Source organism: Pseudomonas sp. Y24-6, from assembly GCF_020295325.1.
In the GTDB taxonomy this organism is placed as follows: domain Bacteria; phylum Pseudomonadota; class Gammaproteobacteria; order Pseudomonadales; family Pseudomonadaceae; genus Aquipseudomonas; species Aquipseudomonas gregormendelii.
In genome coordinates, this window is the sequence record NZ_JACBXG010000011.1 from 92,324 (window position 1) to 118,094 (window position 25,771).

Annotated in this window: 26 protein-coding genes; 17 read left to right on the plus strand and 9 right to left on the minus strand. The window is 58.2% G+C overall.

All coding sequences use genetic code 11. The features are described 5' to 3' along the window. Nucleotides 1-117 precede the first annotated feature (117 nt). Nucleotides 118-783: a TetR/AcrR family transcriptional regulator gene (locus HYI44_RS20695; protein ID WP_225570351.1), complete on the minus strand. Its 666-nt coding sequence runs from the start codon at nucleotides 781-783 to the stop codon at nucleotides 118-120. A gap of 182 nt (nucleotides 784-965) precedes the next feature. On the opposite strand from HYI44_RS20695, the gene HYI44_RS20700 reads away from it, so the two are divergent. From HYI44_RS20700 to HYI44_RS20720, 5 genes are all read left to right on the plus strand, one after another. Next, nucleotides 966-2,243, plus strand: a complete 1,278-nt coding sequence (locus HYI44_RS20700) for a cytochrome P450 (protein WP_225570352.1) — start codon at nucleotides 966-968, stop codon at nucleotides 2,241-2,243. A gap of 51 nt (nucleotides 2,244-2,294) precedes the next feature. Next, nucleotides 2,295-3,326 (plus strand): hypothetical protein, encoded by a 1,032-nt coding sequence (locus HYI44_RS20705; protein ID WP_225570353.1) that lies wholly within the window; start codon nucleotides 2,295-2,297, stop codon nucleotides 3,324-3,326. A gap of 160 nt (nucleotides 3,327-3,486) precedes the next feature. Further along, a complete protein-coding gene (locus HYI44_RS20710; protein WP_225570354.1) occupies nucleotides 3,487-4,275 on the plus strand; it encodes an SDR family NAD(P)-dependent oxidoreductase in 789 nt (262 codons plus the stop codon). A gap of 10 nt (nucleotides 4,276-4,285) precedes the next feature. Beyond that, entirely contained in the window at nucleotides 4,286-5,593 is a 1,308-nt protein-coding gene (locus HYI44_RS20715; RefSeq protein WP_225570355.1) for an MFS transporter, read from the plus strand. 23 nt (nucleotides 5,594-5,616) lie between these two features. Continuing rightward, a complete protein-coding gene (locus tag HYI44_RS20720) occupies nucleotides 5,617-5,973 on the plus strand; it encodes a nuclear transport factor 2 family protein (protein WP_225570356.1) in 357 nt (118 codons plus the stop codon). Between the two features lie 33 nt (nucleotides 5,974-6,006). Here HYI44_RS20720 and HYI44_RS20725 read toward each other — a convergent pair whose 3' ends face one another. From HYI44_RS20725 to HYI44_RS20740, 4 genes are all read right to left on the minus strand, one after another. Then, nucleotides 6,007-6,840, minus strand: a complete 834-nt coding sequence (locus tag HYI44_RS20725; RefSeq protein WP_225570357.1) for an oxidoreductase — start codon at nucleotides 6,838-6,840, stop codon at nucleotides 6,007-6,009. A gap of 84 nt (nucleotides 6,841-6,924) precedes the next feature. Next, entirely contained in the window at nucleotides 6,925-8,160 is a 1,236-nt protein-coding gene (locus HYI44_RS20730) for an NAD(P)/FAD-dependent oxidoreductase (RefSeq protein ID WP_225570358.1), read from the minus strand. Between the two features lie 20 nt (nucleotides 8,161-8,180). Next, complete coding sequence (locus HYI44_RS20735; RefSeq protein ID WP_225570359.1) at nucleotides 8,181-8,501, minus strand: 2Fe-2S iron-sulfur cluster-binding protein; 321 nt, start codon at nucleotides 8,499-8,501, stop codon at nucleotides 8,181-8,183. Nucleotides 8,502-8,527: 26 nt separating this feature from the next. Next, the gene (locus HYI44_RS20740; protein WP_225570360.1) at nucleotides 8,528-9,790 is read right to left on the minus strand and encodes an MFS transporter; all 1,263 of its coding nucleotides are present in this window, start codon (nucleotides 9,788-9,790) and stop codon (nucleotides 8,528-8,530) included. Nucleotides 9,791-9,914: 124 nt separating this feature from the next. On the opposite strand from HYI44_RS20740, the gene HYI44_RS20745 reads away from it, so the two are divergent. The 6 genes from HYI44_RS20745 to HYI44_RS20770 all read left to right on the plus strand — a co-directional run bounded on the left by HYI44_RS20745 (nucleotide 9,915) and on the right by HYI44_RS20770 (nucleotide 15,367). Further along, on the plus strand, nucleotides 9,915-10,151 hold the full coding sequence (locus tag HYI44_RS20745; RefSeq protein ID WP_225570361.1) for a ferredoxin: 237 nt from the start codon (nucleotides 9,915-9,917) through the stop codon (nucleotides 10,149-10,151). Between the two features lie 51 nt (nucleotides 10,152-10,202). Next, on the plus strand, nucleotides 10,203-10,961 hold the full coding sequence (locus HYI44_RS20750) for an SDR family NAD(P)-dependent oxidoreductase (protein ID WP_225570362.1): 759 nt from the start codon (nucleotides 10,203-10,205) through the stop codon (nucleotides 10,959-10,961). 70 nt (nucleotides 10,962-11,031) lie between these two features. After that, a complete protein-coding gene (locus HYI44_RS20755; protein WP_225570363.1) occupies nucleotides 11,032-11,982 on the plus strand; it encodes a VOC family protein in 951 nt (316 codons plus the stop codon). Nucleotide 11,983: 1 nt separating this feature from the next. Then, nucleotides 11,984-12,868, plus strand: coding sequence for a fumarylacetoacetate hydrolase family protein (locus HYI44_RS20760; RefSeq protein WP_225570364.1), 885 nt, complete (start codon nucleotides 11,984-11,986; stop codon nucleotides 12,866-12,868). Nucleotides 12,869-12,907: 39 nt separating this feature from the next. Then, nucleotides 12,908-14,494 carry an MFS transporter gene (locus tag HYI44_RS20765; protein ID WP_225570365.1) on the plus strand — a complete coding sequence of 529 codons (1,587 nt, stop codon included), beginning with the start codon at nucleotides 12,908-12,910 and terminating at the stop codon, nucleotides 14,492-14,494. A gap of 87 nt (nucleotides 14,495-14,581) precedes the next feature. After that, nucleotides 14,582-15,367, plus strand: a complete 786-nt coding sequence (locus tag HYI44_RS20770) for an IclR family transcriptional regulator (RefSeq protein ID WP_225570366.1) — start codon at nucleotides 14,582-14,584, stop codon at nucleotides 15,365-15,367. A gap of 9 nt (nucleotides 15,368-15,376) precedes the next feature. On the opposite strand, the gene HYI44_RS20775 is transcribed toward HYI44_RS20770, so the two are convergent. Both HYI44_RS20775 and HYI44_RS20780 read right to left on the minus strand, forming a co-directional pair. Continuing rightward, nucleotides 15,377-16,567, minus strand: a complete 1,191-nt coding sequence (locus tag HYI44_RS20775; RefSeq protein WP_225570367.1) for a thiolase family protein — start codon at nucleotides 16,565-16,567, stop codon at nucleotides 15,377-15,379. Continuing rightward, a complete protein-coding gene (locus HYI44_RS20780) occupies nucleotides 16,567-16,965 on the minus strand; it encodes a Zn-ribbon domain-containing OB-fold protein (RefSeq protein ID WP_225570368.1) in 399 nt (132 codons plus the stop codon). The genes HYI44_RS20775 and HYI44_RS20780 overlap by 1 nt, the downstream gene beginning before the upstream one ends. A 139-nt stretch (nucleotides 16,966-17,104) precedes the next feature. On the opposite strand from HYI44_RS20780, the gene HYI44_RS20785 reads away from it, so the two are divergent. The 4 genes from HYI44_RS20785 (at nucleotide 17,105) to HYI44_RS20800 (ending at nucleotide 20,991) form a co-directional block, all read left to right on the plus strand. Beyond that, entirely contained in the window at nucleotides 17,105-17,806 is a 702-nt protein-coding gene (locus HYI44_RS20785) for an SDR family NAD(P)-dependent oxidoreductase (RefSeq protein ID WP_225570369.1), read from the plus strand. Then, nucleotides 17,803-18,801, plus strand: coding sequence for a fumarylacetoacetate hydrolase family protein (locus HYI44_RS20790; RefSeq protein ID WP_225570370.1), 999 nt, complete (start codon nucleotides 17,803-17,805; stop codon nucleotides 18,799-18,801). The genes HYI44_RS20785 and HYI44_RS20790 overlap by 4 nt, the downstream gene beginning before the upstream one ends. Nucleotides 18,802-18,924: 123 nt before the next feature. After that, nucleotides 18,925-20,325 (plus strand): Rieske 2Fe-2S domain-containing protein, encoded by a 1,401-nt coding sequence (locus HYI44_RS20795; RefSeq protein ID WP_225570371.1) that lies wholly within the window; start codon nucleotides 18,925-18,927, stop codon nucleotides 20,323-20,325. 90 nt (nucleotides 20,326-20,415) lie between these two features. Beyond that, nucleotides 20,416-20,991, plus strand: a complete 576-nt coding sequence (locus HYI44_RS20800; RefSeq protein WP_225570372.1) for an aromatic-ring-hydroxylating dioxygenase subunit beta — start codon at nucleotides 20,416-20,418, stop codon at nucleotides 20,989-20,991. A gap of 83 nt (nucleotides 20,992-21,074) precedes the next feature. Here HYI44_RS20800 and HYI44_RS20805 read toward each other — a convergent pair whose 3' ends face one another. Beyond that, nucleotides 21,075-21,815, minus strand: coding sequence for a DUF2889 domain-containing protein (locus HYI44_RS20805; protein ID WP_225570373.1), 741 nt, complete (start codon nucleotides 21,813-21,815; stop codon nucleotides 21,075-21,077). A 101-nt stretch (nucleotides 21,816-21,916) separates the two neighbouring features. Here HYI44_RS20805 and HYI44_RS20810 point away from each other — a divergent pair, with 101 nt between their 5' ends. After that, nucleotides 21,917-22,717 (plus strand): SDR family NAD(P)-dependent oxidoreductase, encoded by an 801-nt coding sequence (locus tag HYI44_RS20810; RefSeq protein ID WP_225570374.1) that lies wholly within the window; start codon nucleotides 21,917-21,919, stop codon nucleotides 22,715-22,717. Between the two features lie 183 nt (nucleotides 22,718-22,900). Here the strand turns inward: HYI44_RS20810 and HYI44_RS20815 are convergent, their stop codons facing one another. Beyond that, the gene (locus HYI44_RS20815; RefSeq protein WP_225570375.1) at nucleotides 22,901-24,532 is read right to left on the minus strand and encodes an ATP-dependent acyl-CoA ligase; all 1,632 of its coding nucleotides are present in this window, start codon (nucleotides 24,530-24,532) and stop codon (nucleotides 22,901-22,903) included. 183 nt (nucleotides 24,533-24,715) lie between these two features. On the opposite strand from HYI44_RS20815, the gene HYI44_RS20820 reads away from it, so the two are divergent. Then, nucleotides 24,716-25,447, plus strand: coding sequence for a TetR/AcrR family transcriptional regulator (locus tag HYI44_RS20820; protein ID WP_225570376.1), 732 nt, complete (start codon nucleotides 24,716-24,718; stop codon nucleotides 25,445-25,447). Nucleotides 25,448-25,771 lie beyond the last annotated feature (324 nt).

The window sequence follows — 25,771 nt, forward strand, 5'->3', positions numbered from 1 at the left end:
GAACACCACTGCCCTGTAGGAGCTGTCGAGCGAAGCGAGGCTGCCTACAGGGGACGTGTGTTCATCAATACCCGCCGGTTCAGCGGCAGCAGATCACGCACAAATCCTAAACAACGATCAAACGCTGTCGGCGTGTTTTCCAGCCCCCAACGAAATACTCGCCAACACAAAATCCGCGGAGTACTGCCGCCACGTTGCCATACCTTGCTCCGAGTCCGTATCCAACCCGGCAAGTGCCGACATTGAATAACGGTTGGTAAACCAGCCAGTGGTCACCAGCGATGCACTCGCCAGCAACAGGCGCGGGTTGATGTTCGCGCGAAAATCACCACTGGCGGCGCCCCGCAACAGAATTGCGTCAAGCTTGGCGATCAGCTTGGGGACCATTTCCAGAAAGTGATTTCGAGGTGTCTGGTGAGTGTCATGGTAGCGGATGCCCTCCAGCGCCAGGCTACCGAGGAAAGGGTCCAGCCGGTATTGGTCGAAAAAATGATTGAGCACCGCGCGCATGGCCACTGGCGGAGACAGCTCTTCGACATTGAGGTTGACCAACTCGGACATGATGTTGTCCGAAGACTCATCCAGTACTGCTACAAACAGGCCTTCCTTGGAGTTGTAGTAGTGGTAGACCAGCTGCTTGGTGACGCCGGCTTCCCGGGCAATTTCTTCCACGCGCGCACCGGCCAGGCCTTTTCTGGCGAACTCCACGCGCGCTGCCGCGAGCAGGCGATTCATCGTATTGCGTTTGCCCTGTTCGCCACCTTCTCCTGCCTTTACCGCCACCTCGTCCTCCTCATGCCAGTTTTGGCCAGGTTATTCACACCTTGAAGCATTTCCCCGGGGGCCTTCGTTTGACCCCGAGTCAAACGAAGCGGACTACCGGCGTAGACACAACCACATACCATGGGTCGGCAGCCGGACAATCTTGGTGTGCAAGAAGAATAAAAACAAGACAGGAGCTCCTGATGAGCAACGAAAGCGCAGCACTGGACCTGGCAACCGCATACTCCGCTGTGTCGGAAATGTATCGCGGCACCGACCTGGATATTCACGCGGTGTGCCGCGAGCAACGGTTGAAATCGCCCATCTATGAAGGCGACTTCATCACCCAGTTTGGCGTGCCGACGAATGCCGGCACCCAGCAGGGCACTCGCCCGACCTTCGCCTTGTTCAGATACCAGGATGTAATGACTGTCCTGCGCGATGGTGCGACCTATACCAGCGGTTTTATTGCCGAAGGTCTTGGCGCGTTTTTCGATGGGCTGATCATTCTTGCAATGGACGGTGACGAGCACCGCAAGGTGCGCGCCTTGCTGCAACCGGCCTTTATGCCGGAGACCGTGAACAAGTGGCGCCCGCAGATCGATCAAGTGATTCGCGAGGAGTACATCCAGCCGATGTTGCCGGCGAAGAAGGCCGACTTGATGAAGTTCGGTCTCGAGCTGCCGATTCGCGTCATGTACGCTTTGATGGGCTTCCCCTCAGATGAGCCCTCCAAGTACAAGCAATACGCCGCGTGGGCCTTGGCCATTGTCGGCGGCAACCAGATTGACCCGAGCAAAATGGTTGAAGCGCGACGTCAGGCCGGCATCGCCGTAAAAGGGCTGTACGACGCACTGGCCGAAGTTGTCGTGCAACGTCGTGCCGAGGGCAGCCAGGGTGATGATGTGGTCGGGCGTTTGCTGCGCGCGGAGTACGAAGGGCGCACGCTGGATGACCACGAGGTGATCACCTTCACTCGCTCGCTGTTGCCAGCCGCGGGCGAAACCACCACGCGCATGTTTGGCTCGGTAATGACTTTGCTCCTGACCACGCCCGGATTGCTGGAACGCGTCAAGGCCGACCGCTCATTGATCGGCAAGCTGATGGACGAAACCACGCGCTTTGAACCAGTGGCCACTTTCAAGGTGCGCGAAACCGCCCGGGAAGTGGAATTTCACGGTGTGACAATTCCCAAGGGGTCGTTCGTCCAGTGCATGGTGGTGTCCGCCAACCGTGACGAAGATGCGTTTGAAAACCCTGAGGTATTCGACATTGATCGCAAGCCCAAACCCTCCTTTGGTTTTGGCTTCGGCCCCCACATGTGCATCGGTCAATTCGTCGCCAAAGTGGAAATCAGCAGCGCGGTCAACGCCATCCTCGACCTCTTCCCCAACTTGCGCCTCGACCCGAGCCAACCCGTCCCGCAGATCGGCGGCGCGCAGTTGCGTGGCGTGTCCACGCTCCCGGTGATCTGGGGCTGAGCCACGCTGCAATCCCGTTTCCCTGCCTCAACAAAAACAACAGAGGGCATTATGAGAACGTTTAAAACCATTCCAGAACGCGGTGATTTCGGCTTTCAACAACTGGTTGGGCCGCACCAGGTCACTGGCGCTTCAATGTCATCCGAACGCGGCTTCTTCGGCCTGCACCTGAGCAAAAGTTCGCCGTTCGGTTCTGTGCGCGATGAGCAAGGCAATATCTACTCCTTCGTCCGCTCGCTGATGGCGCCCAATGGCACGCCGAATCCAACCAAGTTCTTCTACCTGAACAATCACGTCGATAACGTCAACCTGCGCATGGACCACGAAAAAATGGCCCGCCAGGCGCTGACACCACTGCCGGTACACAGCCTGAAAGGCGATGTCGCACGCTGGGCCAGCCAACCGGGTGAAGCCGGCAACGGCTGGGAGATCACGGCTAGCAGCGAACGACTGACCTGGAAAGAAGAAGGCCTGTTTCACCTTGAAGGCCGACTGCTTGGCCCGGGACTGCAGTGGTATCTGCCGGGCGTGGAATGGGGCACCTTCTATGTTTCGCAGCTGTGGGATATTGCCGGTGTCTGCGAGGGGCGTCCGGTCAAAGGCGCCATGGCGCTGGACCAGTTCTACATGGCGGAAGGCGGCGCCATTCACTTCAAGAAAGACCTGGTGGTGAACAACAACAAGCATGTGATCTGGTGGTCGTTTGTCACGGTTTACAAAGACGGCACCTGGGACACCGGTTCTTTCATGGTCGGTCATGACCATCTGGGCTACGCCATTTTCAACAACGAAAAAGGCGAAGTGCGAGTCACCACCGATATCGAAGGTCACACCGAGCACAAGGACGGCAGCTACTTCCTCAAGTCCGCGAAAATTGTGCTCGAGGGCGAGGAAGAATGGGAGTTTCTGCCTGACGAAAAGGGCGAAATGATCGATTTCGTCGGCGGCTTCCCGATCACTGCGCAGCAGGAAGGGCGGTGGCGGCAGGTCGGCGATACCCGCGAACCCTCGCACTGGTTGGGCTGGGGCGAGTCGGACCGGCGCAACGGTTCGGCCCGCAACGTTCCAGGCAAAGACCTGTGAACCGTTAAACGCAACCCCCGTAGGAGCTGCCGAAGGCTGCGATCTTTTGATTTTGATTTGTATTCTAGAGCTCAAAAGATCGCAGCCTTCGGCAGCTCCTACAGGGTGGAGTATGCGCTGCATCAGTAGCTTCGACACCTGACAACAATAAGGAATAACCATGAAATTCCGCGACAAAGTCGTGCTGATCACCGGCGCCGGCAGAGGCATGGGCCGTGCCATTGCGCTGGCCTATGCCAGGGAAGGCGCCAAGGTAATTGTGTCGGCACGCACCGCTCGATACGGCGACGAAACCATTGCACAGATCAAGGCGTTGGGTGGTGAAGCCTGCCTGGTGGGTGGCGACATTGCCGATCGCGAGGCGATCAAATCAATGGTGGAAGATGGCGTCGGGCATTTTGGCAACCTGGACATCGTGGTGCATTGTGCTGCCGACACCAGTCACGGACTGATCGCCGAGATGGCCGATGACACCTTTGATCACATCGTGCGCAGCAATATTCAATCGTTGTTCTGGCTAGCCAAGGACAGCGCGCCTCACCTGTCCAAAGCCGTCGACAAGGGCCGCCTTATCTTCATTTCTTCGGGGGAGGCCAACCGCAAATACACCCCGCGACTCATTGCCTACGGCTCCAGCAAAGCATTCATGAATGCCTTCGCGCGCGGCCTGGCGGTGGAGTTCGGGGCCATGAATATTCTGGTCAACGTGGTGGAGCCCGGGCTGATCGGCACCGATCACATGCTGGAAACCCTGGGCAACGACCTGCCGCATACACTTGCCGCGCATTTTCCGGTGGGTCGCTTGGGTGAGTCCACCGACATTGCCAATGCCGTGCTGTTTCTGACCTCCAACGACGCCTCCTATATCACCGGCACTTCGCTGCTGGTAGATGGCGGCGCCACCATGATCGCACTGCCCAAAGTCGAAGAAATTCTCAAGGGCGATTGAGGAATCAGTCATGACAACCAAGACACGCAACACCCTCACCACGGCACACGGAGGCACTGATTTCTCTGAGTTCAAGCACGGTTGGCGGGTGGTGATACTGGGTTTGTTCGGCATTTGCACCAGCATCACTGCGGCGCTGCTGTATGCCTTCGGCACCTTGGTCATTCCGCTGGAGCAAGCTTTCGGCTGGAGCCGCGGCGACCTGCAGGCATCCATCACCTTTCTGTTTGCCGGGGTCGCGATATCCACGCAACTGGTCGGTTGGCTCTACCGTCGTTACGGCCTGCGCCGAGTGGCGATTGTGTCGATTGTGCTACAAATCGTGGGGTACTTTGCCATCACCCGGATCCAAGGGTCGATGTCGATTGGCTGGCTGTACCTGGCATTTTTCAGCATGCCGATCATTTGCGCCGGCACCATTGCGATTACCTGGACGCAGCTGATCAACCTGTGGTTCGAGCGCAACCGTGGTCTGGCGCTGGCGGTAATTCTGTGCGGCACCGGGCTGATGGCTATGATTCTGCCACCGCTTTTGTCGAGGCTGATTGCTGCTTATGGCTGGCAAGCCGGTTTCTTTGCCTTGGCAGCAATGCCGTTACTGTTCACGCTGCCATTGTCATTGATGTGGTTGCGTATGCCGGCGCAAGTCGCGAATGCGGACACCACCACGAAGAAAGCACTTGCGGAACTGACCGGCATGTCCTTCAAGCAAGCTGTGCACTCCGGCATGTACTGGGGGTTCAACGTCGCGCTGATACTTTCGGTGTCATTGACCGTCGGCATGGTCACCAACCTGGTGCCGATGCTGCAAAGCAAGGGCTTGAGCGCCCAGCAGGCCAGCCAGGTCTTCAGCACCTTCGGCATTTCAATCATAGGCGGACGTTTGCTGGTGGGCTATCTTCTGGACCGTTACTCGCCCTCTGTGGTGTCCGCCGTGAGCCTGGCGCTGCCTGCACTGGGCTGTGCGATCTTTCTGTTTGGCGGGACGCAGAACATACCGCTGCTGGTATTGGCCACCCTGTGCATTGGCGCGAGTGCCGGCGCTGAATTCGATCTGGCGGCATTCCTGATGGCGCGCTATTTCGGCCTGAAGGATTACGCGCGAATTTTCGGGTTGCACCTGTGCCTGATCACCATCGTTTCCGGTTTGGTGCCCATGCTGTTCGGCTATCTTTACGATGTGTATGGCAGCTATACCGCGGTACTGGTGTGCTGTTTCTGCTGCGCCATTATCGGTCCGACCATTTTGCTGTGGCTGCGGATGGAACCGGCCTTTCTGGCGCGTCAGCGCGACCTTCAGCAACAGCAGCACGCCTGACCCTACCCGAGGATGAACCCGACATGAGTATGGACAAACAGACTATCGAGCACTTTCTGCACGGTCAGATCGACTGCTGGAACAGGGGTGACAAGCAGGGTTTTTTTGGTCACTACCGCAGTGTCTCGCCCAACGGCTTGAGTATCGAGTACGTCGGCAAACCACAGCACGATGCCTGGCAGGTGCTGGAAGGCATGTGGGCGCAGCAGCAACCGAAAATTCGCGTTGAAGTGCGCCAATGCATCATCAATGGCCATGAAGCGGCCTGTCATCACCTCAACGCCTTCCGCGAGCAGGAGGGAGGCATCGAGACGATCGAGTTGTATCGATTCGAGGAAGGGACGTTATCGGTGCGGTACTTTATCAATCAGCAGTCGTAGCGCACCGCCGCTCATCGGCTGCGCGCTCCGGCGTTATATCCCGTCGGTGGAGAATGACAGTTGCTGCCAATGCTCGATTTCCGCGAGCATTCTGGTCAGTTTGTCGCTGATTTGCTGATAAGCGTCGGATCCAGCGACGTAGCGCAAAGGCGGGCTTTCGCTGTTGGCCAGCTGCACCAGCGCGGCACCCAGTTTCGCCGGGTTGCCGGTTTGTTGATGGTTGCCAGCAGCCGACGCGACTTTGACCTTGGCGGTGAAGGCCGCGTAATCTTCAAGTCCACGTGTGCCAAAAACAGCCGAGCTGGGGTCAAGGAAGTCAGTGCGAAAAACGCCGGGCTCCACCAGTATGACCTTGATGCCAAACTGAGCCACCTCCTGGGCCAAGGATTCGGAGAAACCTTCCACCGCGAACTTTGAGGCGCAGTATAAAGCCGCTCCGCCCATCCCCACGATGCCGCCCATTGAAGACAAGTTAAACACCCGGCCGCTACGTTGCCGACGCATCACGGGCAGTACTGCGCGGCAGACATTGAATACACCTGACACATTGGTCGCGAATTGCTTGTCCGCATCGCTGGCGAAATTCTCTTCAAAGGGCGCCAGTTGGCCATAACCAGCGTTGTTGACCAGCACATCGATGCGACCAAAATGCGCAACGGCGCTCTCTACGGCAGCCAGCGTCTGTGATTCGTCAGTCACATCCAGCGCAACAGGCAGAACACGCTCGCCGTACTCGGCAAAAACGCTTCCCAACGTTTCGATACGCCGCCCGCTGACGACTACCCGGTCACCGTCAGCCAATGCCGCTTTGGCAATCGCAGCGCCAAGACCTCGAGTCGCACCGGTTATAAACCAGACTTTGTTCATAGCATCGCTCCATTCGTCATGCGAAAAAAAGCCGCGTCAGCTCTGAGGCGGGCGCGGCTGCGTGCGTTACAGGTCCGTACCCGCTCAGTCGCGATTGGCTGCTTCCCAGACTTTCAGGTCGAAACCGTCACCGGCAGCCTCTGCTGCCGTCAGCTTGGGCGCGCGGGTGAGAATCTTGCGCGCGGCCATGTGATCACCCATGCGATTGCAGGACTCCACGGCCACCAGGCGGTCATTGCGGAAACACAACACCGAGGCTTGCCTGTCTGCGACAGAGCCGAGCACCACTGTGCTGTCGTAGCCCTGGGAGAGGCCTGCGATTTGCAGTTTCAGATTGCCTTGATCGGTCCAGAACCACGGCAGTGCGCTGTAAGGCGCCGGCTTGCCCATCAAACGAGCGGCGACTGCGCGGCCCTGATCGACGGCGTTTTGCACCGACTCGAGTCGGGTGTGCTGTTCATCGATTTGCAGACAAGGGAAACTGGCAACGTCACCCAACGCGGATATCTGCGGGTCAGACGTCAGCAGACTGGCATCTACCCGGATACCGTTCTCGATGTCCAGACCTGCTTCGGTCGCCAATTGCGCGTTAGGGATTACGCCAATACCAAACACCACCAAGTCCGCCGGCAGGACGCGCCCGTCAGCGGTTTGCACTGCGCACACTTTGCCGTTGTCGCCATCAATGCGGCTCAAGCCTTGGCGGAAGTCGAAGTGCACGCCCCAGGCTTCATGGGCCTGGCGGAACAGTTCCGACATTTCCCGCGATACCGCCCGGGCCATGGGCCGCTCGCCCAGCTCCAGAACGTGCACGTTGGCGCCCAATGCTGCCGCCACTGCGGCGAATTCAAGGCCGATAAACCCGGCACCGATCACCACCACGTTTCGCGCCTCTTTTGCCAGTGGCGCCAGGGCATCGGCATCGGCCTGGGTTTTTATGCCGAACACTTGCGGCAGGTTCGCACCGGGAACCGGCAGTGGTCGATTGTGCGCACCCGTAGCCAATACAAGATGGTCGTAGGCGACCGCAGCACCGGAGGCCAGCACTACCCGCCGATTCAGGCGATCTATCGCGCTCGCCTGGTCATGCAGCAACTCGATGCGCTGGGTGGTGTAAAAATCCGCAGGGCGAAACAACAGATTGGTCGCCTGAATCTTGCCGAGCAGATAGGCCTTGGACAAAGGCGGTCGCTGGTAGGGCAAACCTGGCTCATCGCCAATCAGGGTAATGCGCCCGTCATAGCCCTCCTGACGCAAGGAAGTAGCGACCTGAAATCCGGCCTGGCCGGCACCGACAATAACGACTGAGGCGAGAGTCATGCGAGCTCCTTCAAGCGCATTCAGAATTGCGAAGACGGCAGGTGCAGAACCATACCGTCCATCTCTTGGCTGATGATCAACTGGCAGCTCAAGCGGCTGTTGTCCCGGCGCTCGAAGGCGTACTCGAGCATGTCGTTCTCCATGTCTTCGGCGGCCTGCACTTTGCCCAGCCAGGCTTCATCGACATAGGCGTGGCAAGTGGCGCAACTGCAGGCACCGCCGCAATCGGCCGGAATGCCCGGCACCGAGGCGAAGGTCGCGGCCTGCATCACCGATTGGCCGATATCGCCTTTGACCTGATGGGCGGTGCCGTTGTGTTCAATAAAGGTCAGTGTGGGCATGGTCTGCTCCGATTCTTGTTGGGGACTCAGGATTGGCCGGGAAGGGTTTGCGCATTGAAGCGGGGCACGCGCCCCAGGGTCAGTAGCAAAAGCGGGCCGATGATGCAGCAGGCGGCGCTGTAAACCAGCATCGCGCTGTACGAACCGGTTCGCGCCAGCATGTAGGCGAAGAGCAACGGCGCCAGTGCCGACGCCACAGTATTCAAGCCCTGATGGACGCCAAACAGACGACCGTACTCGCGCAAACCGAAGTAGCGCGCAATCAGAAATGCGGCAATATCGAACTCAGCCCCGGCGCCAAAACCGACCAGCACAGCCGCCAGCATTAGCGGGGCAAATTCGGCAGTCGGGCTCAGGTAGATGAAACAGCCTACGGCGGGCAGTAACAGGCTCAGCGCAGATACTGCCGGCGGCCATAGGCGATCAAGCAAATAGCCGATCAACATCCGACCGAATATCAGCGAAATACCGAAGCAACTGAAAATGGTGGCGGCGTCCGAAGCCGACAAACCGCGAGCTTGCAGCATGGGTACGGTGCTGGTGACCATGCCGACAATCGAAGAAATCACCAGGCTGAGGGCCAGGTTGCATGTCCAGAATTTCAGCGATCCCATGCCTTCACGGAACCCCATCCCCGGCATTTGCTCAAGCTCACCACCGTCGCTGCGCTGAGCGGCAACGACTGGCAGCTTGAACCACAGCAGAATCAACGGTAGCAGCACCAGCAGATTAAGCAGTGCCAGGATCACAAACGCTGCGCGCCAGTCCCATTGTTCGATCCCCCAGGCCATCAGACGGGGAATGGTGGCAGCGGTGACGCCGGTTCCAGACAGACCAATGGCCAGCGCCAGGCCGCGATTGCGATCAAACCAGAGGCTGATAAGTTGCGTCCAGGTCACCGCCAGCGCGCCCATACCGACGATCGGCAGCAACGCAAAGGCGATGTACATCGACCAGATCGACTGGGTCAGTTGGGTCGTCGCGAGGTAGCCGAGTGACAACAGTAACAGGGAAATAACCGTGACGCGCTTCATGCCATAGCGCAGATTGAACCAACCCACCAGTTGCAGGGAGACCACTGCGCCGCCGAACAGGAATGTGATGCACGCCTGCAGTTCACTTTTACTCCAGCCAAACGCGTCACCCAATGGCACCACCAGCGTACCGAAGCCATACAGCAGGGCGGCGTTGATGCTGATGGCTACGCCGGCCACCGAAAGAATCAGGATTTTCCAGCTTTGACGAAATTCCAGCGGATCAATGGCCGCTTCGCTTTTGGACGGATGCATGGGATCGGCTTCCTTATAGGTTTTGTTGAGCCAGTATCAGCATATCTGCGTTAAAAATTAATTGCACATAAAATAAATAAGTGTTCATAATTTGCCGACGCTGAACCTGATAAAGGAGAAAAAAATGAGTTCAGAAAAAGCGCAATTCAAAGCCGTGGCGGACCGTAGCCGCTGTTGTGGTTACGGGTTGTGTGCCGCGATCTGCCCAAGCGTGTACAAACTTGACGCCGATGGTTTGGTTTACCTCGACAACGCCGCTGTGCCACCGGAACTTGAAGAGGAGGCCCGCGAAGGTGCCGCCGCTTGTCCGGCGGAGGCGATCTGGCTTGAGCCCATCACTTCAGAAGACGTAGCCGTTTGACAGCGAAAGCAGCAAGCGCAACGTGTTGCCCACTGAATTGAGGATGTGCTTATGGGACGTTTACAGAACAAAGTCGCGCTGATCACCGGTACCGGCGGCGGGCAGGGAAGGGCTGCAGCACTGCGGTTTGCCCGTGAGGGGGCGATTGTTGTGGGCTGCGACGTCGTCGCCGAAGGCCATGAAGAAACGGCCCAGTTGATGCGGGCAGAGGGTTTTACGCTGTACGGCTCGGCACCGGTGGACCTGGGCGATCACGAACAGTCCAGGGCGTGGATCGATGCCGCCGTTGTCGAGCACGGGCGCATCGACATTCTTTACAACAATGCATCCGCTGCACGGTTCGGCCTGGTCAGCGAATTGTCGATCGAAGATTGGCAGTACACCATGCGCAACGAGATCGACCTGCTTTTCTACACAACCAAGTATGCCTGGCACCACTTGGCCGAACAGCGCGGGGTGATCATCAACGTATCGTCTACCGCCGCGTGGGGCGGTTCGAAAGTTGCCGGCATTTGCGCCCACTCCGCGGCAAAGGGCGCAGTGGTTTCGTTCACTCGCCAACTGGCTGTTGAAGGTGCGCCATTCGGCATCCGTGCCGTCAGTCTGAGCCCGGGATTTGTCGCGACGCCGGGTACCCGGCCGTTTCTGGAAGACCCGAAAATGCGCGCGATGTTGCTCGATGGCGTATTGATGGACCGCCCAGGCGAACCTGAGGAAGTGGTGGCGATGGCGGTTTTCGTTGCTTCGGACGAAGCCTCGTTCATCACCGGTTCGGACTTTGTAATCGACGGCGGGTTGTTGGCAATCTAGTACGCGCTGCGCCCCAGGCCGGAGCGACCGGCTCTTTTTCATCATCTCGAACAATAACAAGGTGAATGACGTGGACATCATCGGTATCGGTTACATGGGCTTTGAAACCCCCAACCTTGAGGCCTGGCGGGAATACGGCCCGCAGGTAATGGGCTTTGGTATCGGCAAGAACCCCGAAAGTGATCCGCAGTCGCTGTATTTCAAGATTGATGATCGCCGTCATCGCTTCGCGTTTCACCCCGGCAAAGTTGATCGAATTGCCTATATCGGCTGGGAAGCGGTAGGGCGCATGGCGTTTGAAGACGGTATCAAGAAGCTGGCGGCGGCCAATGTCGACTACAGCCGTGGCGATGCAGAGCTGTGCGAAAAGCGAGGAGTACGCGAACTGGTGCGTTTCCGCGATCCGGTCGGCTATCAGCACGAGCTTTTCTACGGGCAAAAATGGATGCCGCGTTCCTTCCAGCCCGGCCGCCCGCACAGCGGTTTTCTTGCCGACGAGCGAGGGGCGGGGCATGTGGTACTGATCACCCCGGACTACACGCCGGAGCTGGAAGACTTCCTGCTCAACGTCATGGGTTTCAGTTGGTATGGCGCTGGCGCTGGCAAAGGGCGAACCGGTTTCTTCCGGTCGAAACTCAACCATCACACCAGCCATGACATTGCCTACGGCCACGGGCCGGGACGCATGGGCGTGCAGCATGTCGGGCTATTTGTGCGCAATGTCCGTGATGTCGGTGAAACCTACGACATCGTGCGTCAGCGCGAACTGCCGATGATGATGACCCTCGGCCAACATGCCCAGGATCCGCACCTGTCGTTCTACCATTTCAATCCGTCCGGCTTTGCTTTCGAGACCATCGCCGAGATCGAGCCATGGCAAGGCGATCCCTATGAGTTGAACCCGGAGAAACTCAGCCTGTGGGGCCATGAAATGGTTGGCCCGATTCTCGGGGCCAGCGTCAAGACGCCAGAAGAGGTTTTGGACGCCGAGTATCTGCCGACCTACCTGGCCAAACACTGACATGCGCCTGGCGCGAGTCGAGGTGGCCGGGCAAGCGTTCTGGGCATTGCTTGATGCCCGAACCGAGCAACTGCGCAGGGTCCGTGCGCCGTTCCTTCACTGGGCCGGGCTGCATGCAGATCTTGTGGCAGACGCCCTCGACCCGGTGGGCGAATGGCTACCCTTGTCGGCGGCGCGTCTGCTTGCGCCGCTGGAGCCGGGCGCTCGGGTATTTGGTGTGGGCCTCAATTACCTCAGCCACCTCAAGCGTTTGGGCAGCGAAGCACCAGCACACCCGCTGGCTTACATGAAACCCGAGTCGGCGCTGGTGGGTGCCTCTGACGAGATCGATTACTCGCCGCTGACCTGCCAGCTCGACTACGAGGTAGAACTGGTCGCAGTGGTAGGCCGACCGTTGCTGGATGAGCCGCACGCCAGCCACTGCCTGTTGGGTTACACGATAGGCAACGACATAAGTGCAAGGGATGCCGGCAAACAGATTGGCCGGCTGGACCTGTTGACCCAGAAAGCCATGGACCGCACGACGCCGGTCGGCCCGTGGATCGTGACGGCCGATGAATTGGGTATCGCAGGCCAGCCCGCGCTAGAGATGCGCCTGAGCGTCAACGATGAATTGCGCCAGCATGACAATACGCGGCAGATGATTTTCCCCCTGGATGAATTACTCAACTATCTGGATGCACGTATCAGGCTGCGTCCTGGTGACTTGGTGTTTACCGGTTCCAGCCACGGTGTAGCTATGGAAACCGGGCGTTTCCTGCAGCCGGGTGACCGGGTCGAAGCACACATCGACGGCATTGGTCGACTGCGTAATACCATTGCAGCTCCTCGCCTGCTAAGTCCCGCGCGAGCACGCGGGCGACTTGGCCAGCCACTGGCTCCGTAATCCCCTGATTTTGTTCGGCGAAAACGCTGAGGAGTAATGATGAGCGAGGGTTCGGCGTGGGCGCCGTTTCGCAACAGCGCGTTCCGCGGCTTATGGCTGGCAGCCGCTGTGGTCAATATGGCGATCTGGATGCAGACCGTGGCCGCAGCGTGGATCATGACCACGTTGACGACATCGGCGGTCATGGTCTCCCTGGTGCAGACCGCCGTGACCTTGCCGGTCTTCCTTTTCGCATTCCCCGGCGGGGTGATCGCCGATCGGGTAGACCGCCGCGGCTGGCTGATCATTACCCAGTGCATCATGCTGTTCGCAGCGCTGGTGCTTTGCCTGTTGGCTTATAGCGCGAATTTGGAAACCTGGGGACTGCTGGCGTTTACTTTTGTATTGGGCACCGGCAGTGCGTTGGGTATGTCCGCGTGGATGGTGACTATGGTTGGCGTGCTGCCGAGGGATCAGGTGCCGGCCGCGGTATCCCTCAACGGCATTTCCATCAACGCCACCCGAGCGTTGGGGCCGGCGCTGGCCGGTGCGCTGATTGCATACTGGAACACCACATCGGTGTTCCTGGTGATAGCCCTGTGCATGCTAGTGGTGCTGCTTTTTCTGTTTTCCCTGGCGCGTAATCCACCCGTCGTTGGCTTGCCGCCCGAAACCTTGACGGGTGGTATGCGCAGCGGCTTGCGCTACATCCGGCATTCGGCGGTTCTGTTCAGCGCCATGAAACAGGTGTTGGTATTCACCAGCAGCGCGAGTGCTTTGTGGGCGTTGATGCCGCTGGTGGCCAAGCAGGAATTGGGCATGGACGCCGGGGGTTATGGCTTGCTGATGGCATTTCTGGGGACTGGTGCAGTGCTGGCGGCGCTCAGCTTGCCGCGTTTGTATCGGGTCTGGAGCATGCGTCATCTGTTGATGTGCGGCTCCGTTACATTCGCTCTGGCAAGCCTTGCCGCCGCGTTGTCTCACAACCGTTATACGGTTTGCGCAATGATGTTGCTGGCCGGATTTGGCTGGATGGCAGTCAACGCGACCATTTCAACCGTGGTGCAGACTTACGCCGCCAACTGGGTTCGCGCGCGGGTCGCGTCGGTGTACGTGCTGATCCTGATGGGCGCGATGGCCGCCGGGGGGGCGTTATGGGGCGCGTTGGCGCAATATCTTGGGTTAACCGAGAGCTTGTTGTTATCGGCACTATTGCTGCTGGTGGGTATCGCGCTGACCCGTAACGATTATGTGGAATTGGGCCAGGAATCCGATTTTGCCGAGGTTCAGTTGACCGATTCGCTGCAGCTGAACGGCGGTGTTTCCCATTCCGACGGTCCGGTATCGGTGGAAATCGTGTATCAGGTGCGCGAGCCGGAACGCAATGCCTTTCTCAGTGCCGTGTACGCTGTCGGCAAGGCGCGACGCCGCAACGGTGCGCAAAACTGGCGCCTGTACCGCGACATGTCGGCTGACCAACTCTACAGCGAACGTTTCATTGTCGAATCCTGGCTTGACTACTTGCGCCAGCAGTCTCGGGTAACGCAAGCGGATCATGCCCAAGAGCAGGTACTTGAATGTTTTCGCCGTGAGGATCTGCAAACCCGCCGATTGATCTACCAGCCACCCTTGAAACACACCACGTAAAACGTTCGAAAATTCCCAGATAAAACTTTTCCGTGTTGATTCATTCTCAGGCTAGAATGACCGTACTTTAAAGTGACGGGATCGGGCATGGACCTCTCTGATGTTAACGACAGCACCAAGGCGGCCGGCGCGACCCTCGTCAAGCCCGTTTCCAATGCAATTCGCATCCTGCGCTATCTCAGTCAGGTGGGCACACCGGAACGATCCGTGGACATCGCCCGACAACTGAAAATCAACCCCAGCACCTGCTTCAACATCCTGCGCACCCTGGTGCAGGAGGAAGTAGTCGACTTCAGCTCTATGTCCAAGCGCTACTCGGTAGGCCTGGGGTTGGCGCGGCTGGTTGAACAACTGGTGACCCAAGGCCATCGCGTGCAGATGGCCAAACCGCTGTTGCAGAACCTGGCCGCACGCCAGCGGGTAACGATTACCCTGTGGCGCAAAATGAGCGCTGACCGCATCGTCATCGTCAGCTCCGCTGCAAGTCCCACGGATGTGCGTATTGATATGGCCGAAGGGCAGCGCCTGCCGATTCTGATGGGCGCCAGCGGGCGCTTGTTTGCCACGCAGATTGACCTGGACGACCCGGAAGTGCAGCGCAGCTTCGAGACCATTCGCTGGGCACAGCCACTGCCGCTCGAGGTTTACCGTGAAGAAGTCAGAACTGCGGCAGAGCGTGGCTGGGCCTTGGACGACGGGCATTTTTCCGGGGGTATTCTGGCGATCGCCGCACCGGTCTACTCACCGTCCAACAGCATCGATTTCACTGTGTCGGCGGTGATGTTCCGTGGCCAAAGGGACGAACAGGGCCTCGCCGAACTGGGCAAGGCGCTGATCGAGTTCTGCAGTGAAGTGGCCGGCGTACTGTACTAAGCTTCGGTGTTACTCGCGGACCAGCAGCAGGCTGCCCCCTAACGGGCCACCACCTGCTGCCACTGTACTGACGGAATGTTCCCTGGTTTGTCGGCCTTCGGCGCGGCCCCATAGCTGCAGACAGGCTTCGTGCACGTAACCCAGGCCGTGGGTGCGCCCGCCGGAAAGTTGCCCGCCATTGGTATTGATCGGCAAACTGCCATCCAGCGCAATATGCGTACCGCCTTCTACGAATGCACCACTTTGGCCGGTGGGGCACAGGCCCAAGGCTTCCAGCCAGATCAGGGTCAAAATCGAAAATCCGTCATACAACTGCGCCGATCCGACGTCCTGCGGGGTGTAGTCGGTGCGCGCCCACATCATCTCGCCGACATCGAAGGCGGCCATCTTGGTCAGTGATATCTGATCCCAAGACCATGGCTGGTTCAACGCTGCCCCCATGGCTTCGATACGGATCGGCTTGTGTGGCTGGTCCTGAGCAATATCGCGACGTGACAGGACAATGGCAGTGGAGGCATCGCAGTGCACGTCGCAGTCGAACATGCGCAGCGGGGATGAAATCATCCGAGAGGCCATATAGTCGTCCATGCTCATGGGCGTGCGATACAGCGCTTTGGGGTTGCGCATGGCGTTGCGGCGACAGGTCAGGGCAACCTGCGCCAGTTGCTCAGGGCGGGTGCCGTACTCATGAAAGTGGCGTTGGGCGTACAAAGCCATCAAGTTGATGCCCGACTGCACGTTGAAGGGCGTGAACCATTGCCAGGCGTAACTGCTGTCGCGACCTTGGGTCTTGTTGGTCAGAGCGCCCGCCTGTTTGTTGACCAGGCGCGCCGAGGCTTCGGTGATGGTGCGAAATACCAGCACGTGTTTACACAAGCCCGCCGCAATCGCCATTGCCCCGTTGATCACACCCGTCAACGGGCCAGGACCTTCATAACCGCCACCGAACCAGTTGACGTTGAGCCCCAGCGCACTCTTCAAGGCGCTGGGACCCACCGGTGAAAACGCGTCGCCATTGTTGTTGTCACCCGGCCAGCAGGCTACGCCGTCGATGTCGCTGCGTTGCAGGCCCGCGTCCGCGATGGCTTCCAGGCAGGCATCCAGGGTAAGGCGCATTGCTGACTTGCTCGAGGGTCGCCCGACTTCTGATTGACCGATACCGGTGATGGCCACGTCTTTCTCATAACGATGATCGAACATCACTGATCCTTTTCGAACAGAGGCAACCACACATCCTCGATATTGAGGAAGCTGACGCGCACTGGCATGTCGATGTGCACCTGCGTCACCGGCATGCCCACCACGTTACTCACGAACTGCAGGCCGGATTGTTCAACCAGCTCGATGATCGCTACCACGTAGGGCACGTCAAGCTCAGGCGCCCAGGGCTGATAGTTGACGGTGTAACTGAGCACCTTTCCCTTTCCGGATACCGGCTGTGGCGCCACGTCGAAACTGGCGCAGTGCGGGCAGAGCGGGGCAGGCGGGTGGAAATACCGGGTGCAGGCTGAACAGCGATGAATGAGCAATTCGCCTTGTTCGCCGCCTTGCCAAAAGGCCCGGTTATCGGCGTTGAGTGCAGGCAGTTTTCTAGGCATCAGCGCTCCGCAGGTGAGTGTTTGACTTGAAGTCATACGGTATCATTTGTACATATTTTCTAAAAGTGTCATATATTAATCCTGGTGAAGGCGCGAATCGACCGTTCGCGTCGTAAAACAACAATAAGAGGAAGTCGCAATGTTCCAATCATTATTGGACAAGAGGGTAGTCGTCACCGGCGGGTTTGGTGCCCTCGGCAGCGCACTGGGCACATTTTTGCTTGCGCGTGGCGCCCGGGTCGCGCTACTGGATCGGAACGAGGCGCCAAGCGCTTTGCTGGCCACGGAAAACCTGTTGTGCCTGGGCGGTGTCGACCTGACTTCAAGCGAGTCGGCCAGCGCGGCATTTACCCGTATTGCAGAGCAATGGGGCGGTATCGATGGTCTGGTCAATGTCGCGGGCGGCTTTGCCTGGGAAACTGTGGAAGGCGGCGACTTGCTGACTTGGGATCGGCTCTATCAAATGAATGTGCGCACTGCAGTAGTCAGTTCCCAATCAGCGCTGGCGCATTTGCTGGAATCCAAAGCAGGACGCATCGTCAACATCGGCGCGCTGGCCTCGATCAAAGCCGCGACAGGCATGGGCGCTTATGCCGCTTCCAAGGCCGGTGTCGCCCGGTTGACCGAAGCGCTGGCCGAAGAGCTGAAGGACCGTGGCGTAACCGTCAACGCCGTGCTCCCCAGTATTATCGACACCCCGGCCAACCGTGCTGACATGCCCGATGCCGACAGCAGCCGCTGGGTCACTACAGACGCGCTGGCGGCGGTGGTGGCGTTCCTGTTATCCGATGAAGCCGCAGCGGTCACCGGTGCGCTCGTACCTGTGAGCGGCCGCGTATGAGGCTGGTGACATATACCGATGCGCAGGGTTTCGACCGCGCGGGGGCCTTGCTCAACCGAGACCAGCAGGTGCTCGACCTGCAAATCGCTTATCGCTCGCTGGAAGGTCGCGACAGTGTCGCGTTGACCAGCATTCTTGCGCTGGTCGAGGCGGGAGAGCCAGCGCTGGAGTTAGCCCGGTCAATGGTAGCCAAGGCACCCTCGGCAGCCGTGCTTGAGCGTGACAGCGTGAAATTGCGCGCACCGATCCAGCCACCCCCGCAGATGCGCGACTGCTCCTGCTTCGAATTGCACCTGCGCCAGGCCTTCTCCGCGGCTCGCCGTGCCCGCGCGCTCAGAACCGATGACCCGGAGGCGACGCTGAAAGCAATGAACACGCGCGCCGACGACCGGGTGATCGAGACGTTCAACAAGCAGCCCATCTACTACAAAGGCAACCGTTTCGCCGTGATCGGTATCGACGACGAGTTCCAGTGGCCCGGTTTCAGTCGGGCGATGGATTTCGAACTGGAGTTTGGTTGCTACATCGGCAAGCGTGGCAAAGACATCAGCCGTGAAAATGCCCGCGGGCATATCGTCGGTTACACCATCTTTAACGACATGAGCGCGCGCGATGCCCAGGCGCTGGAAATGCCCGGCATGCTCGGTCCGGCCAAGAGCAAGGATTTCGACACGGCCAACATCATGGGGCCGTGCCTGGTGACCGCTGATGAACTGGGTGACCCGTACGACCTGAATATGGTGGCCAGGGTCAACGGGGAAGAGTGGGGGCGAGGTAATACCCGCGACATGCGCTGGAGTTTTGAAGACGTCATAGCCCATGTGTCCCGTTCGGAAACCTTGTACCCCGGCGAGTTTCTTGGCTCTGGCACGGTCGGAAACGGCTGCGGTCTTGAACAATTACGTTACTTGAAACCTGGCGATGTGGTTGAGCTGGAGATCGATGGCATCGGTGTGCTGCGTACCCAGGCGGGCAAGGCATCAAGCCAGGCGTGACGGTCAGGTCATTGTCGGAAGAATTCGCTTACAAGTGCCCAGTGAATTCTATGTACACAAACAGAGAAAGTGTCTTATATTTCCTCGCGACCACTGTCGTGACGCTCTGATCAGGAGGCAATCATGCTAACAACAACAAGCCCCGTATTGTCTGATGGAACCAAGGTCTCTGACCTTATCTACCCTTCCACCCGTGAAGTACAAATGCGCGTGTTGTCTGACCGCGAAATTTACGAGCTGGAGATGGAAAAAATCTTCGGCAAGATCTGGGTACTCCTGGGTCACGAGTCGGAAATCCCCAACTCTGGCGACTTCATGGTCCGGGACCTGGGCTCCGACTCGGTCATCGTTGCCCGTGGCAAGGAGGGCGAGGTCTATGTAAACCTCAATGTCTGCCCACACCGCGGGATGCGCATCAGCACCGCCGACTGCGGCAACACGCAAATACACAAATGCATCTATCACGGGTGGGCCTTCCGCCCGAACGGCGATTTTGTGGGCTCGCCTGTCGAGCGTGAGTGCATGCATGGCAAGATGCTGCCCAAGGAAGAGCTGGGTCTGAAAAAGGCTCGGGTCACCTTGTATGGCGGCCTGGTGTTCGCTACCTGGAACATCGATGGGCCGTCGTTCGACGAGTTCCTGGGTGATGCCAAGTGGTATTACGACATGTTGTTCTGCCGCTCCGACAAGGGCATGGAAGTGCTCGGCCCACCGCAGCGCTTCATCGTCAATGCCAACTGGAAAACGGCCGGTGAGCAATCGGCGGCCGATGGTTTCCACACGCTGACCCTGCACCGCTGGTTGGGTGAAGTCGGTAACTATGCCAAGAAGGGTGAGGGAGAAACCGCCGACCTCAGCCCGGAAATGATCGGGGTCGAGATCAGCTCGCCGCACGGGCACGCCCTTCGTTGTATTGATCTGGCACGCAAGATCAAACGTCTGACCGGTCTCGATCCGGCAGAGCTGACTGTCCAGGAAAAACTGGAAGCTTTGCCGCCTGCCGGCATGACTGCCGACATGGTCGAGCAACTGGCTCGCAACCTGACCGAAGGTCAGTTGAACGTGCTCACCAGCATGCCACCGCAAGTCGGCGGGATGTTTCCGAACATCCTCTTCGGCTTCGTCTACATTCCACAGCCTGACGGCACTGTTGTTGGCTCGATGACGCTGCACGCTTACGTACCCCAAGGGCCGGACAAGCTTGAGTTCGTCAACTGGGTGTTTGCCGAGAAAGACGCTTCCCCGGAACTGCGCGAAAAAATGCTCAAGCAGACCATCCAGCTGTTTGGCACGTCCGGGATGGTGGAACAGGATGACTCAGATACCTGGCCGCACATGACCCTGGCCGCCAAAGGCGCAATGGGCCGCAAGAGCACCATGAAGTATCAGGCAGTCTTCGAAACCGGCGCACCGGAAGGCTGGCCCGGCCCGGGCATCGTCAACGAAGGCTTCACCAAAGACGATACCCAGTGGCACTGGTGGTTGTACTGGCACGAGCTGATGACTGCCTCGGACGACAAGTAACAACATCGTTCGGGTCTGGTCGATCGCGGTCCTCAGTGGCCGCTTTCGCCAGCAACCGCATTTACAAGAATAACAGTGAGGGAAAGACTCATGGCTCAGGTTCAACAACGCGGCGTGGAAGATATCCAGCCGGGCTCGCCTGTCGGCACCAAACGGGTGCCTGTAGGTTCGCCGATCTATAACGATGTGGTAACTTTTCTCTACGAGGAAGCCACGCTGCTCGATCAGATTCGCCTGCAAGAGTGGGCCGAACGCCTGGACACCGATCTGGTGTACACCGTGCCGCTACGCCAGACCCGGCTGGCGGCCGAACTGAAAACGACTATCGTGCGCAGCGTTCAGCACTACCACGATGACTATCGCTCTATCATGGGCCGTATCTTGCGCCTGTCCGGCAAAAGCGCATGGGCTGAAGATCCTCCCTCGCGCACACGGCGTTTGGTCACCAACGTGTTTGTTGAAGAAACCGCCAAGAGCGATGAGTTTGTGGTGACCAGTTACCTGTTGCTGACGCGCAGCCGTTTCAAAGACCACCATGTCGATATTATTAGCGGCGAACGCCGCGACGTGCTGCGCTTGAGTGAGACGGGATTCAAACTGGCGCGACGCGAAGTAATCATTGACCAGGCGGTGCTCGGTACTCCCAACCTGGCGGTATTTCTCTAGCCTGACCCGGCGGTCCGGTTCGTTTCCGGATCGCCGTACCTCCAGGCTCCTGGCCGAAATCCCTGTGGAGCGAGCGCGCTCGGCTAGCGTTCCTGGCCAAGCCACTGCTGATCCTGGGCGCACAGGCTGGCCTTGTCATGGCTGAAGTCCAGCGTCGAGCCTTTCATTCGCAAAGCCAGCTCCGCGCGTTCGGGCTGTTGGCTGAAACAGCGTGCGGTGGAAGAAGCGTGAATCTGCGAGTCAAGGTTGTAGGCTCGGCCCATCGAAATCAGGGTGCAGCGGCGCAATAAAAGTGCAGCTTCAGCGGCTTCTTCACTGAGTGAATTCAATGCCCAGCGTGCCATGCCTTCGCGCAGGTTGATGCCGGAGTAGGGCGAAGGGCCTTCAATGAACGTACCGTTGACATCCCAGGTCAGTTCCTCCTGGCTGTCGCGAATCAGGATGGCACGTGTGCGGTTGTCGATGCGCTCGCCGATGGTGATTTCATAGCGCCGCTGGCGGGTTCCTCGCGCGGCAGCTGCAATGGCAAGACCTGCCAGATCAAAAAGATGGGTGCATTGATGACTGGCATCTGCCTGGCGGGTGACTGAGTGGGCGATCCGGTCCAGTTCCATGCCCACCAATTGTTCCAGATTGCTGCACGCCTGCGGGCATAAGGAGTAGGGATAGCGAAGCGCTTCGCCACCGATGGCCGTGACGTGATGTCCGTTGTGGCGGACCCAGACGCGGAAGTGGTGAAAATCGTCTTCCAGCGCTGCACGTACTTCCCCGGGGCGTTGGCCGGTAACAGCGATGATGTCCACGCGGCGACGAAATACAGTCATCCTCAATATCCTTGTCTCAGTGCTGTTCGAGCTGACGAAATCAGCTATATTTGAACACTATAACCAATAATGTTCACTAAAAAACAAGAAATGGAGTGACTATGGCCCTGCTAAACGAACAGGTTGCGCTGATTACCGGTGCAGGAGGCGGTATCGGTCGCGGCATTGCACTGAACTTTGCCAAGGAGGGCGCCGCCGTGGTGGTCGCCGAACTGGATGTCAGCAGTGGCGAGGCTGTGGTCGCCGAGCTTATAGCACTGGGCGCCCGGGCTGCATTCATCAAGACCGACGTGTGCAGCAAAGCCGATATCGAAGCTGCCGTGCAACTGGCCGTCGATCAATTTGGTGGGTTGGACATCCTGGTCAATAACGCCTTTGCGCCAACGCCCAATGTACTCCTGGAGGAAAAAACCGATGCGATGCTGGAGCAAACCCTGGGCTCTACCGTGTGGGCGGCCTGGTGGGCGATGAAAGCCGCGTTGCCGCACATGAAAGAGCGGGGGGGCGGCAAGATCATCAACTTCTACTCCATTGATGTCGAGATCGGCGCCTGGTTGCATGGCGACTACAACACGGCGAAAGCTGCGATTGTCGGACTGACTCGAAGTGCGGCCTCTGAATGGGGGCGGTTCAACATTCGCACCAATGCTATCGCGCCTACCGCGATGGGGGCCACTTTCCACAAGCTCGCTGCAGAGAATCCGGGGTTTGCCGAGATGTCCGCGTCGATGCGGCCGCTAGGGCGCTGTGGCGAACCTGAAGCGGATATCGGGCCGGTGGTAGTATTTCTGGCGTCGGAGATGTCGCGGTTTATCACAGGTGAAACGATCCATGTGGATGGCGGGCTTCATCTGCCTGGCTATAACTCCCGGCCCAAAGGCATTCCTGTACGCGAGTACTGATTTCTGTAGCCGCTGGCGCAGCCTGCGTCTGGCTGCACAGCAGTGGTCAATCCGCGTGCATGTATCGCGACTGCTTTACCTCCAGACGTTGTCGGCAGCTGCCATTAGACTCCGAAGAGCCCAGAGCGCGAACAAAAGAAAGCCCGCTTTAATGCGGGCTTTCAATGTCGGATGCCTCTCAGGTTATTTCTTGGACACCACAATTGAAGTCGTTTCCAGATCCCAGGTAGCCTGAGTCTTGCCCTCATCACGCAGCAAATACTTCAACACTCGCCCCTGAGGATTTTTCGGCAAGCTGGTGCGGAATTCAATGTAACGCGGCAATGCGTAGTAAGGCACCGAATCAGTCGCCCAATGGAATAGCTGCTCCGGCTCCAGCGTCATACCTTCGTGCAGCACCGCTGTCACCTTGACATCATCCTCGCCTTTATCCGAAGGCACGGCATGCACTGCCACTTCAGCCAATGCCGGATGTGAAGCAAAAGCTGCTTCCATCTCGAAGCTGGAAATGTTTTCGCCGCGGCGGCGCATGTAATCCTTCTTGCGATCGACAAAGTAGAAGAACCCGTCATCATCGAACTTGCCGACGTCGCCAGTGTGGAACCACATGTTGCGCATCAACTTCTGAGTGTCTTCCGGACGGCGCCAGTAGCCCTGGAACATTATGTCGGGCCTCAGCGGCCGCACGACGATCTCGCCCGCAGCATTCGGCGGCACTTCCTGATCAAGTTCATCGACAATTCTTACGTCAAAATCGGCAATGCGCTTCCCCGACGAACCCGGTGCGGCATATTCACCCGCCGCCAACGAAGTGATCACACACGCTTCGGTCAGGCCATAGCCATTGCCGCCCACCAGTTTGGTGCCGAAACGCTCACGCCAGATTTTTTTGGTTTCTTCGGTGTACGGGTTACCGCGCGCAGTATGGATTTGACCCACGCAGCGCAGCATCGCTTCATTATCCGGCGCCTGGGCCAGGAGGCCGCCCATACCGCCCAGTATCGATGCGATGGTTGCGCCCGAGCGCTCCACTTCCGGCCAGAAGTTCGACACCGAGAATCGCGGGAGAATGGCGGCGCGCGCCCCCACCAGAATGCTGGCAATGATCGATACGCAGAGCGCGTTCATGTGAAACAGCGGCAGCGGCGTGATGGTCACATCGTCAGCACTGGCGGGACCAGCACGCAATTGCAGGCGCGCCAGGTTGCACATGAAGTTGTAGCTGATCATGCAACCCTTGGAGGGACCGGTGGTGCCCGATGTGTAGATCAGGCAGGCAAGGTCTGAAGGCTGCGGTTTGTGAGCGAGCGGGGTGGTGTCATGCCCGCGGCACTCATCGAGTGGGGCCACACGAATCGGACAGTCCGCAGCAGTCTCGAGTGTGCCACGGTGCAGGATGTGGTGAACGTCCTTCAACTGATCGGCGAGTGGGGTGATGCGCGGCACATAAGCCGCTTCGCAGATGACCACCGAGGTGCCGGTGTCGGCGATCTGATGCCGAAGGAATTCGCCTTTGAGTGCAGTGTTGATCGGCACGCTCACGGCACAGAGCTTATTGATGGCGAGCCAGGTGGTGACCGCATCAATATTGTTGTCGAGCATTGTCAGCACGGTTTCGCCCGCGTTAACACCCAAGGTTGCCAATGCATTGGCCATCTTGGTAGAGAGTGAGTCAACCTGGGCATAACTGTATAACTCACCACTGAAATCCAGCAATATCTTGTCTGGATGCCTTGCTACCGCGCGATCTAACGCATCAATGACAGTGTCTCGTTCTCCCACTGCCCACGTTTCCGGATGTCCACTGCTACCCATCGGTTTTCTCCTTTTAGGCACCCGCAGCTGGCTGGGCACCTGATTTTATTTTGAAGAGAGAATTGGATTCTAAATACAAACTTGGCAAATGTCTTTAGCAATAAGTTGAACATATACGGTTATTTATGCACAGATCTTGTGATAACGTTGACCAATCTTCAATTTTACCGAGCCCGTCAACCCATGCCAAAAGCCGCATCGAAGAAAGCAGAGGCGCCTGAACCAGTCGCCAAAATCAAAAGGAAAGCGGCGCCTGACGCAGCGACGGCTCCAAAGAAATCGCTTGAGCGACGTGCTGCGGCCAATTCCTCGGCCGGCAACAAGGTCAAGCCGAACCGCCGTTCCGAAGAGACCATTGCGAACATCCTCAAAGCCACTGAGGAAGTCGTGCTGATGTCGGGTGCGGACCGTATTTCGATACTCGACGTGTGCCAGGTGGCAGGCGTATCCCGCGGCACCTTTTATCGCTATTTCGCCTCGCAAGAAGACTTGTTGGACACCTTTTCACGACATAAACGTGAAAGTTTTCACAGCTCGCTGTCACAGGAGCTGGGCCACATCAGCGATCCGGAAGCACGCCTGAATGCGCTGTTCGCCTACCTCGACAACTACCTGGAGCAAAGCCGCGCCCGGCGCCTTCTGGTGGTCGCGCCTGATTATGCGCTGGGATTTTTCAGACGGATTTTCCATGATTCGATCGTGCGCTTTCAGGATGGCCTGGGCATAGTGTTCGATGACTGGGACGAGCGACTCGGGGTGCGTCTCGATCGTGAACTGATTTGCGAAATGATCATTCGGTACGTGTTGAGCGAAATCCTGGTGCCTGAAGCGGCCGGTCGTAGATTGTTCCCGATCCGGGTGAAAAAATTGCTTGGTGCTCTAATAATGGGCTCGACCTCACGAACCCGTCGCTAAAATTCAGAAATACCCACCGCTGTAGCCAAAGCCCCCTTTTATTGGGGGTTTTGCATTTGTGTGCGCCCACTTATTCGCTTCGCATTGCCCAAGCCTGTGTATCCAAATCCCGATAACTGGCCTCGATAAGCGCTTTACACTTTTTGCCGAAGGCTCTGGATCGGGTATTTTCGCGCGCCTACAAAATAAATTGAACAGTATTTTGATTTCTGCTCAATTTAAATTTAAGCTTCGATCAGAGCAGTGAGCTTCCGGCTCCCCTTTTCGCGGCAACCAGATTCTGTCCACGCAAAGGCGCCGCGCTAAAAACCAACAAGAAAGTGC

Excerpts from the sequence above, each read along its gene's own strand:
- HYI44_RS20700 (WP_225570352.1), top strand. The coding sequence starts at position 966 with ATGAGCAACGAAAGCGCAGCACTGGACCTGGCAACCGCATACTCCGCT.
- HYI44_RS20705 (WP_225570353.1), top strand. The coding sequence starts at position 2,295 with ATGAGAACGTTTAAAACCATTCCAGAACGCGGTGATTTCGGCTTTCAA.
- HYI44_RS20710 (WP_225570354.1), top strand. The coding sequence starts at position 3,487 with ATGAAATTCCGCGACAAAGTCGTGCTGATCACCGGCGCCGGCAGAGGC.
- HYI44_RS20715 (WP_225570355.1), top strand. The coding sequence starts at position 4,286 with ATGACAACCAAGACACGCAACACCCTCACCACGGCACACGGAGGCACT.
- HYI44_RS20720 (WP_225570356.1), top strand. The coding sequence starts at position 5,617 with ATGAGTATGGACAAACAGACTATCGAGCACTTTCTGCACGGTCAGATC.
- HYI44_RS20725 (WP_225570357.1), bottom strand. The coding sequence starts at position 6,840 with ATGAACAAAGTCTGGTTTATAACCGGTGCGACTCGAGGTCTTGGCGCT.
- HYI44_RS20730 (WP_225570358.1), bottom strand. The coding sequence starts at position 8,160 with ATGACTCTCGCCTCAGTCGTTATTGTCGGTGCCGGCCAGGCCGGATTT.
- HYI44_RS20735 (WP_225570359.1), bottom strand. The coding sequence starts at position 8,501 with ATGCCCACACTGACCTTTATTGAACACAACGGCACCGCCCATCAGGTC.
- HYI44_RS20740 (WP_225570360.1), bottom strand. The coding sequence starts at position 9,790 with ATGCATCCGTCCAAAAGCGAAGCGGCCATTGATCCGCTGGAATTTCGT.
- HYI44_RS20745 (WP_225570361.1), top strand. The coding sequence starts at position 9,915 with ATGAGTTCAGAAAAAGCGCAATTCAAAGCCGTGGCGGACCGTAGCCGC.
- HYI44_RS20750 (WP_225570362.1), top strand. The coding sequence starts at position 10,203 with ATGGGACGTTTACAGAACAAAGTCGCGCTGATCACCGGTACCGGCGGC.
- HYI44_RS20760 (WP_225570364.1), top strand. The coding sequence starts at position 11,984 with ATGCGCCTGGCGCGAGTCGAGGTGGCCGGGCAAGCGTTCTGGGCATTG.
- HYI44_RS20765 (WP_225570365.1), top strand. The coding sequence starts at position 12,908 with ATGAGCGAGGGTTCGGCGTGGGCGCCGTTTCGCAACAGCGCGTTCCGC.
- HYI44_RS20770 (WP_225570366.1), top strand. The coding sequence starts at position 14,582 with ATGGACCTCTCTGATGTTAACGACAGCACCAAGGCGGCCGGCGCGACC.
- HYI44_RS20775 (WP_225570367.1), bottom strand. The coding sequence starts at position 16,567 with ATGTTCGATCATCGTTATGAGAAAGACGTGGCCATCACCGGTATCGGT.
- HYI44_RS20780 (WP_225570368.1), bottom strand. The coding sequence starts at position 16,965 with ATGCCTAGAAAACTGCCTGCACTCAACGCCGATAACCGGGCCTTTTGG.
- HYI44_RS20785 (WP_225570369.1), top strand. The coding sequence starts at position 17,105 with ATGTTCCAATCATTATTGGACAAGAGGGTAGTCGTCACCGGCGGGTTT.
- HYI44_RS20790 (WP_225570370.1), top strand. The coding sequence starts at position 17,803 with ATGAGGCTGGTGACATATACCGATGCGCAGGGTTTCGACCGCGCGGGG.
- HYI44_RS20795 (WP_225570371.1), top strand. The coding sequence starts at position 18,925 with ATGCTAACAACAACAAGCCCCGTATTGTCTGATGGAACCAAGGTCTCT.
- HYI44_RS20800 (WP_225570372.1), top strand. The coding sequence starts at position 20,416 with ATGGCTCAGGTTCAACAACGCGGCGTGGAAGATATCCAGCCGGGCTCG.
- HYI44_RS20805 (WP_225570373.1), bottom strand. The coding sequence starts at position 21,815 with ATGACTGTATTTCGTCGCCGCGTGGACATCATCGCTGTTACCGGCCAA.
- HYI44_RS20810 (WP_225570374.1), top strand. The coding sequence starts at position 21,917 with ATGGCCCTGCTAAACGAACAGGTTGCGCTGATTACCGGTGCAGGAGGC.
- HYI44_RS20815 (WP_225570375.1), bottom strand. The coding sequence starts at position 24,532 with ATGGGTAGCAGTGGACATCCGGAAACGTGGGCAGTGGGAGAACGAGAC.
- HYI44_RS20820 (WP_225570376.1), top strand. The coding sequence starts at position 24,716 with ATGCCAAAAGCCGCATCGAAGAAAGCAGAGGCGCCTGAACCAGTCGCC.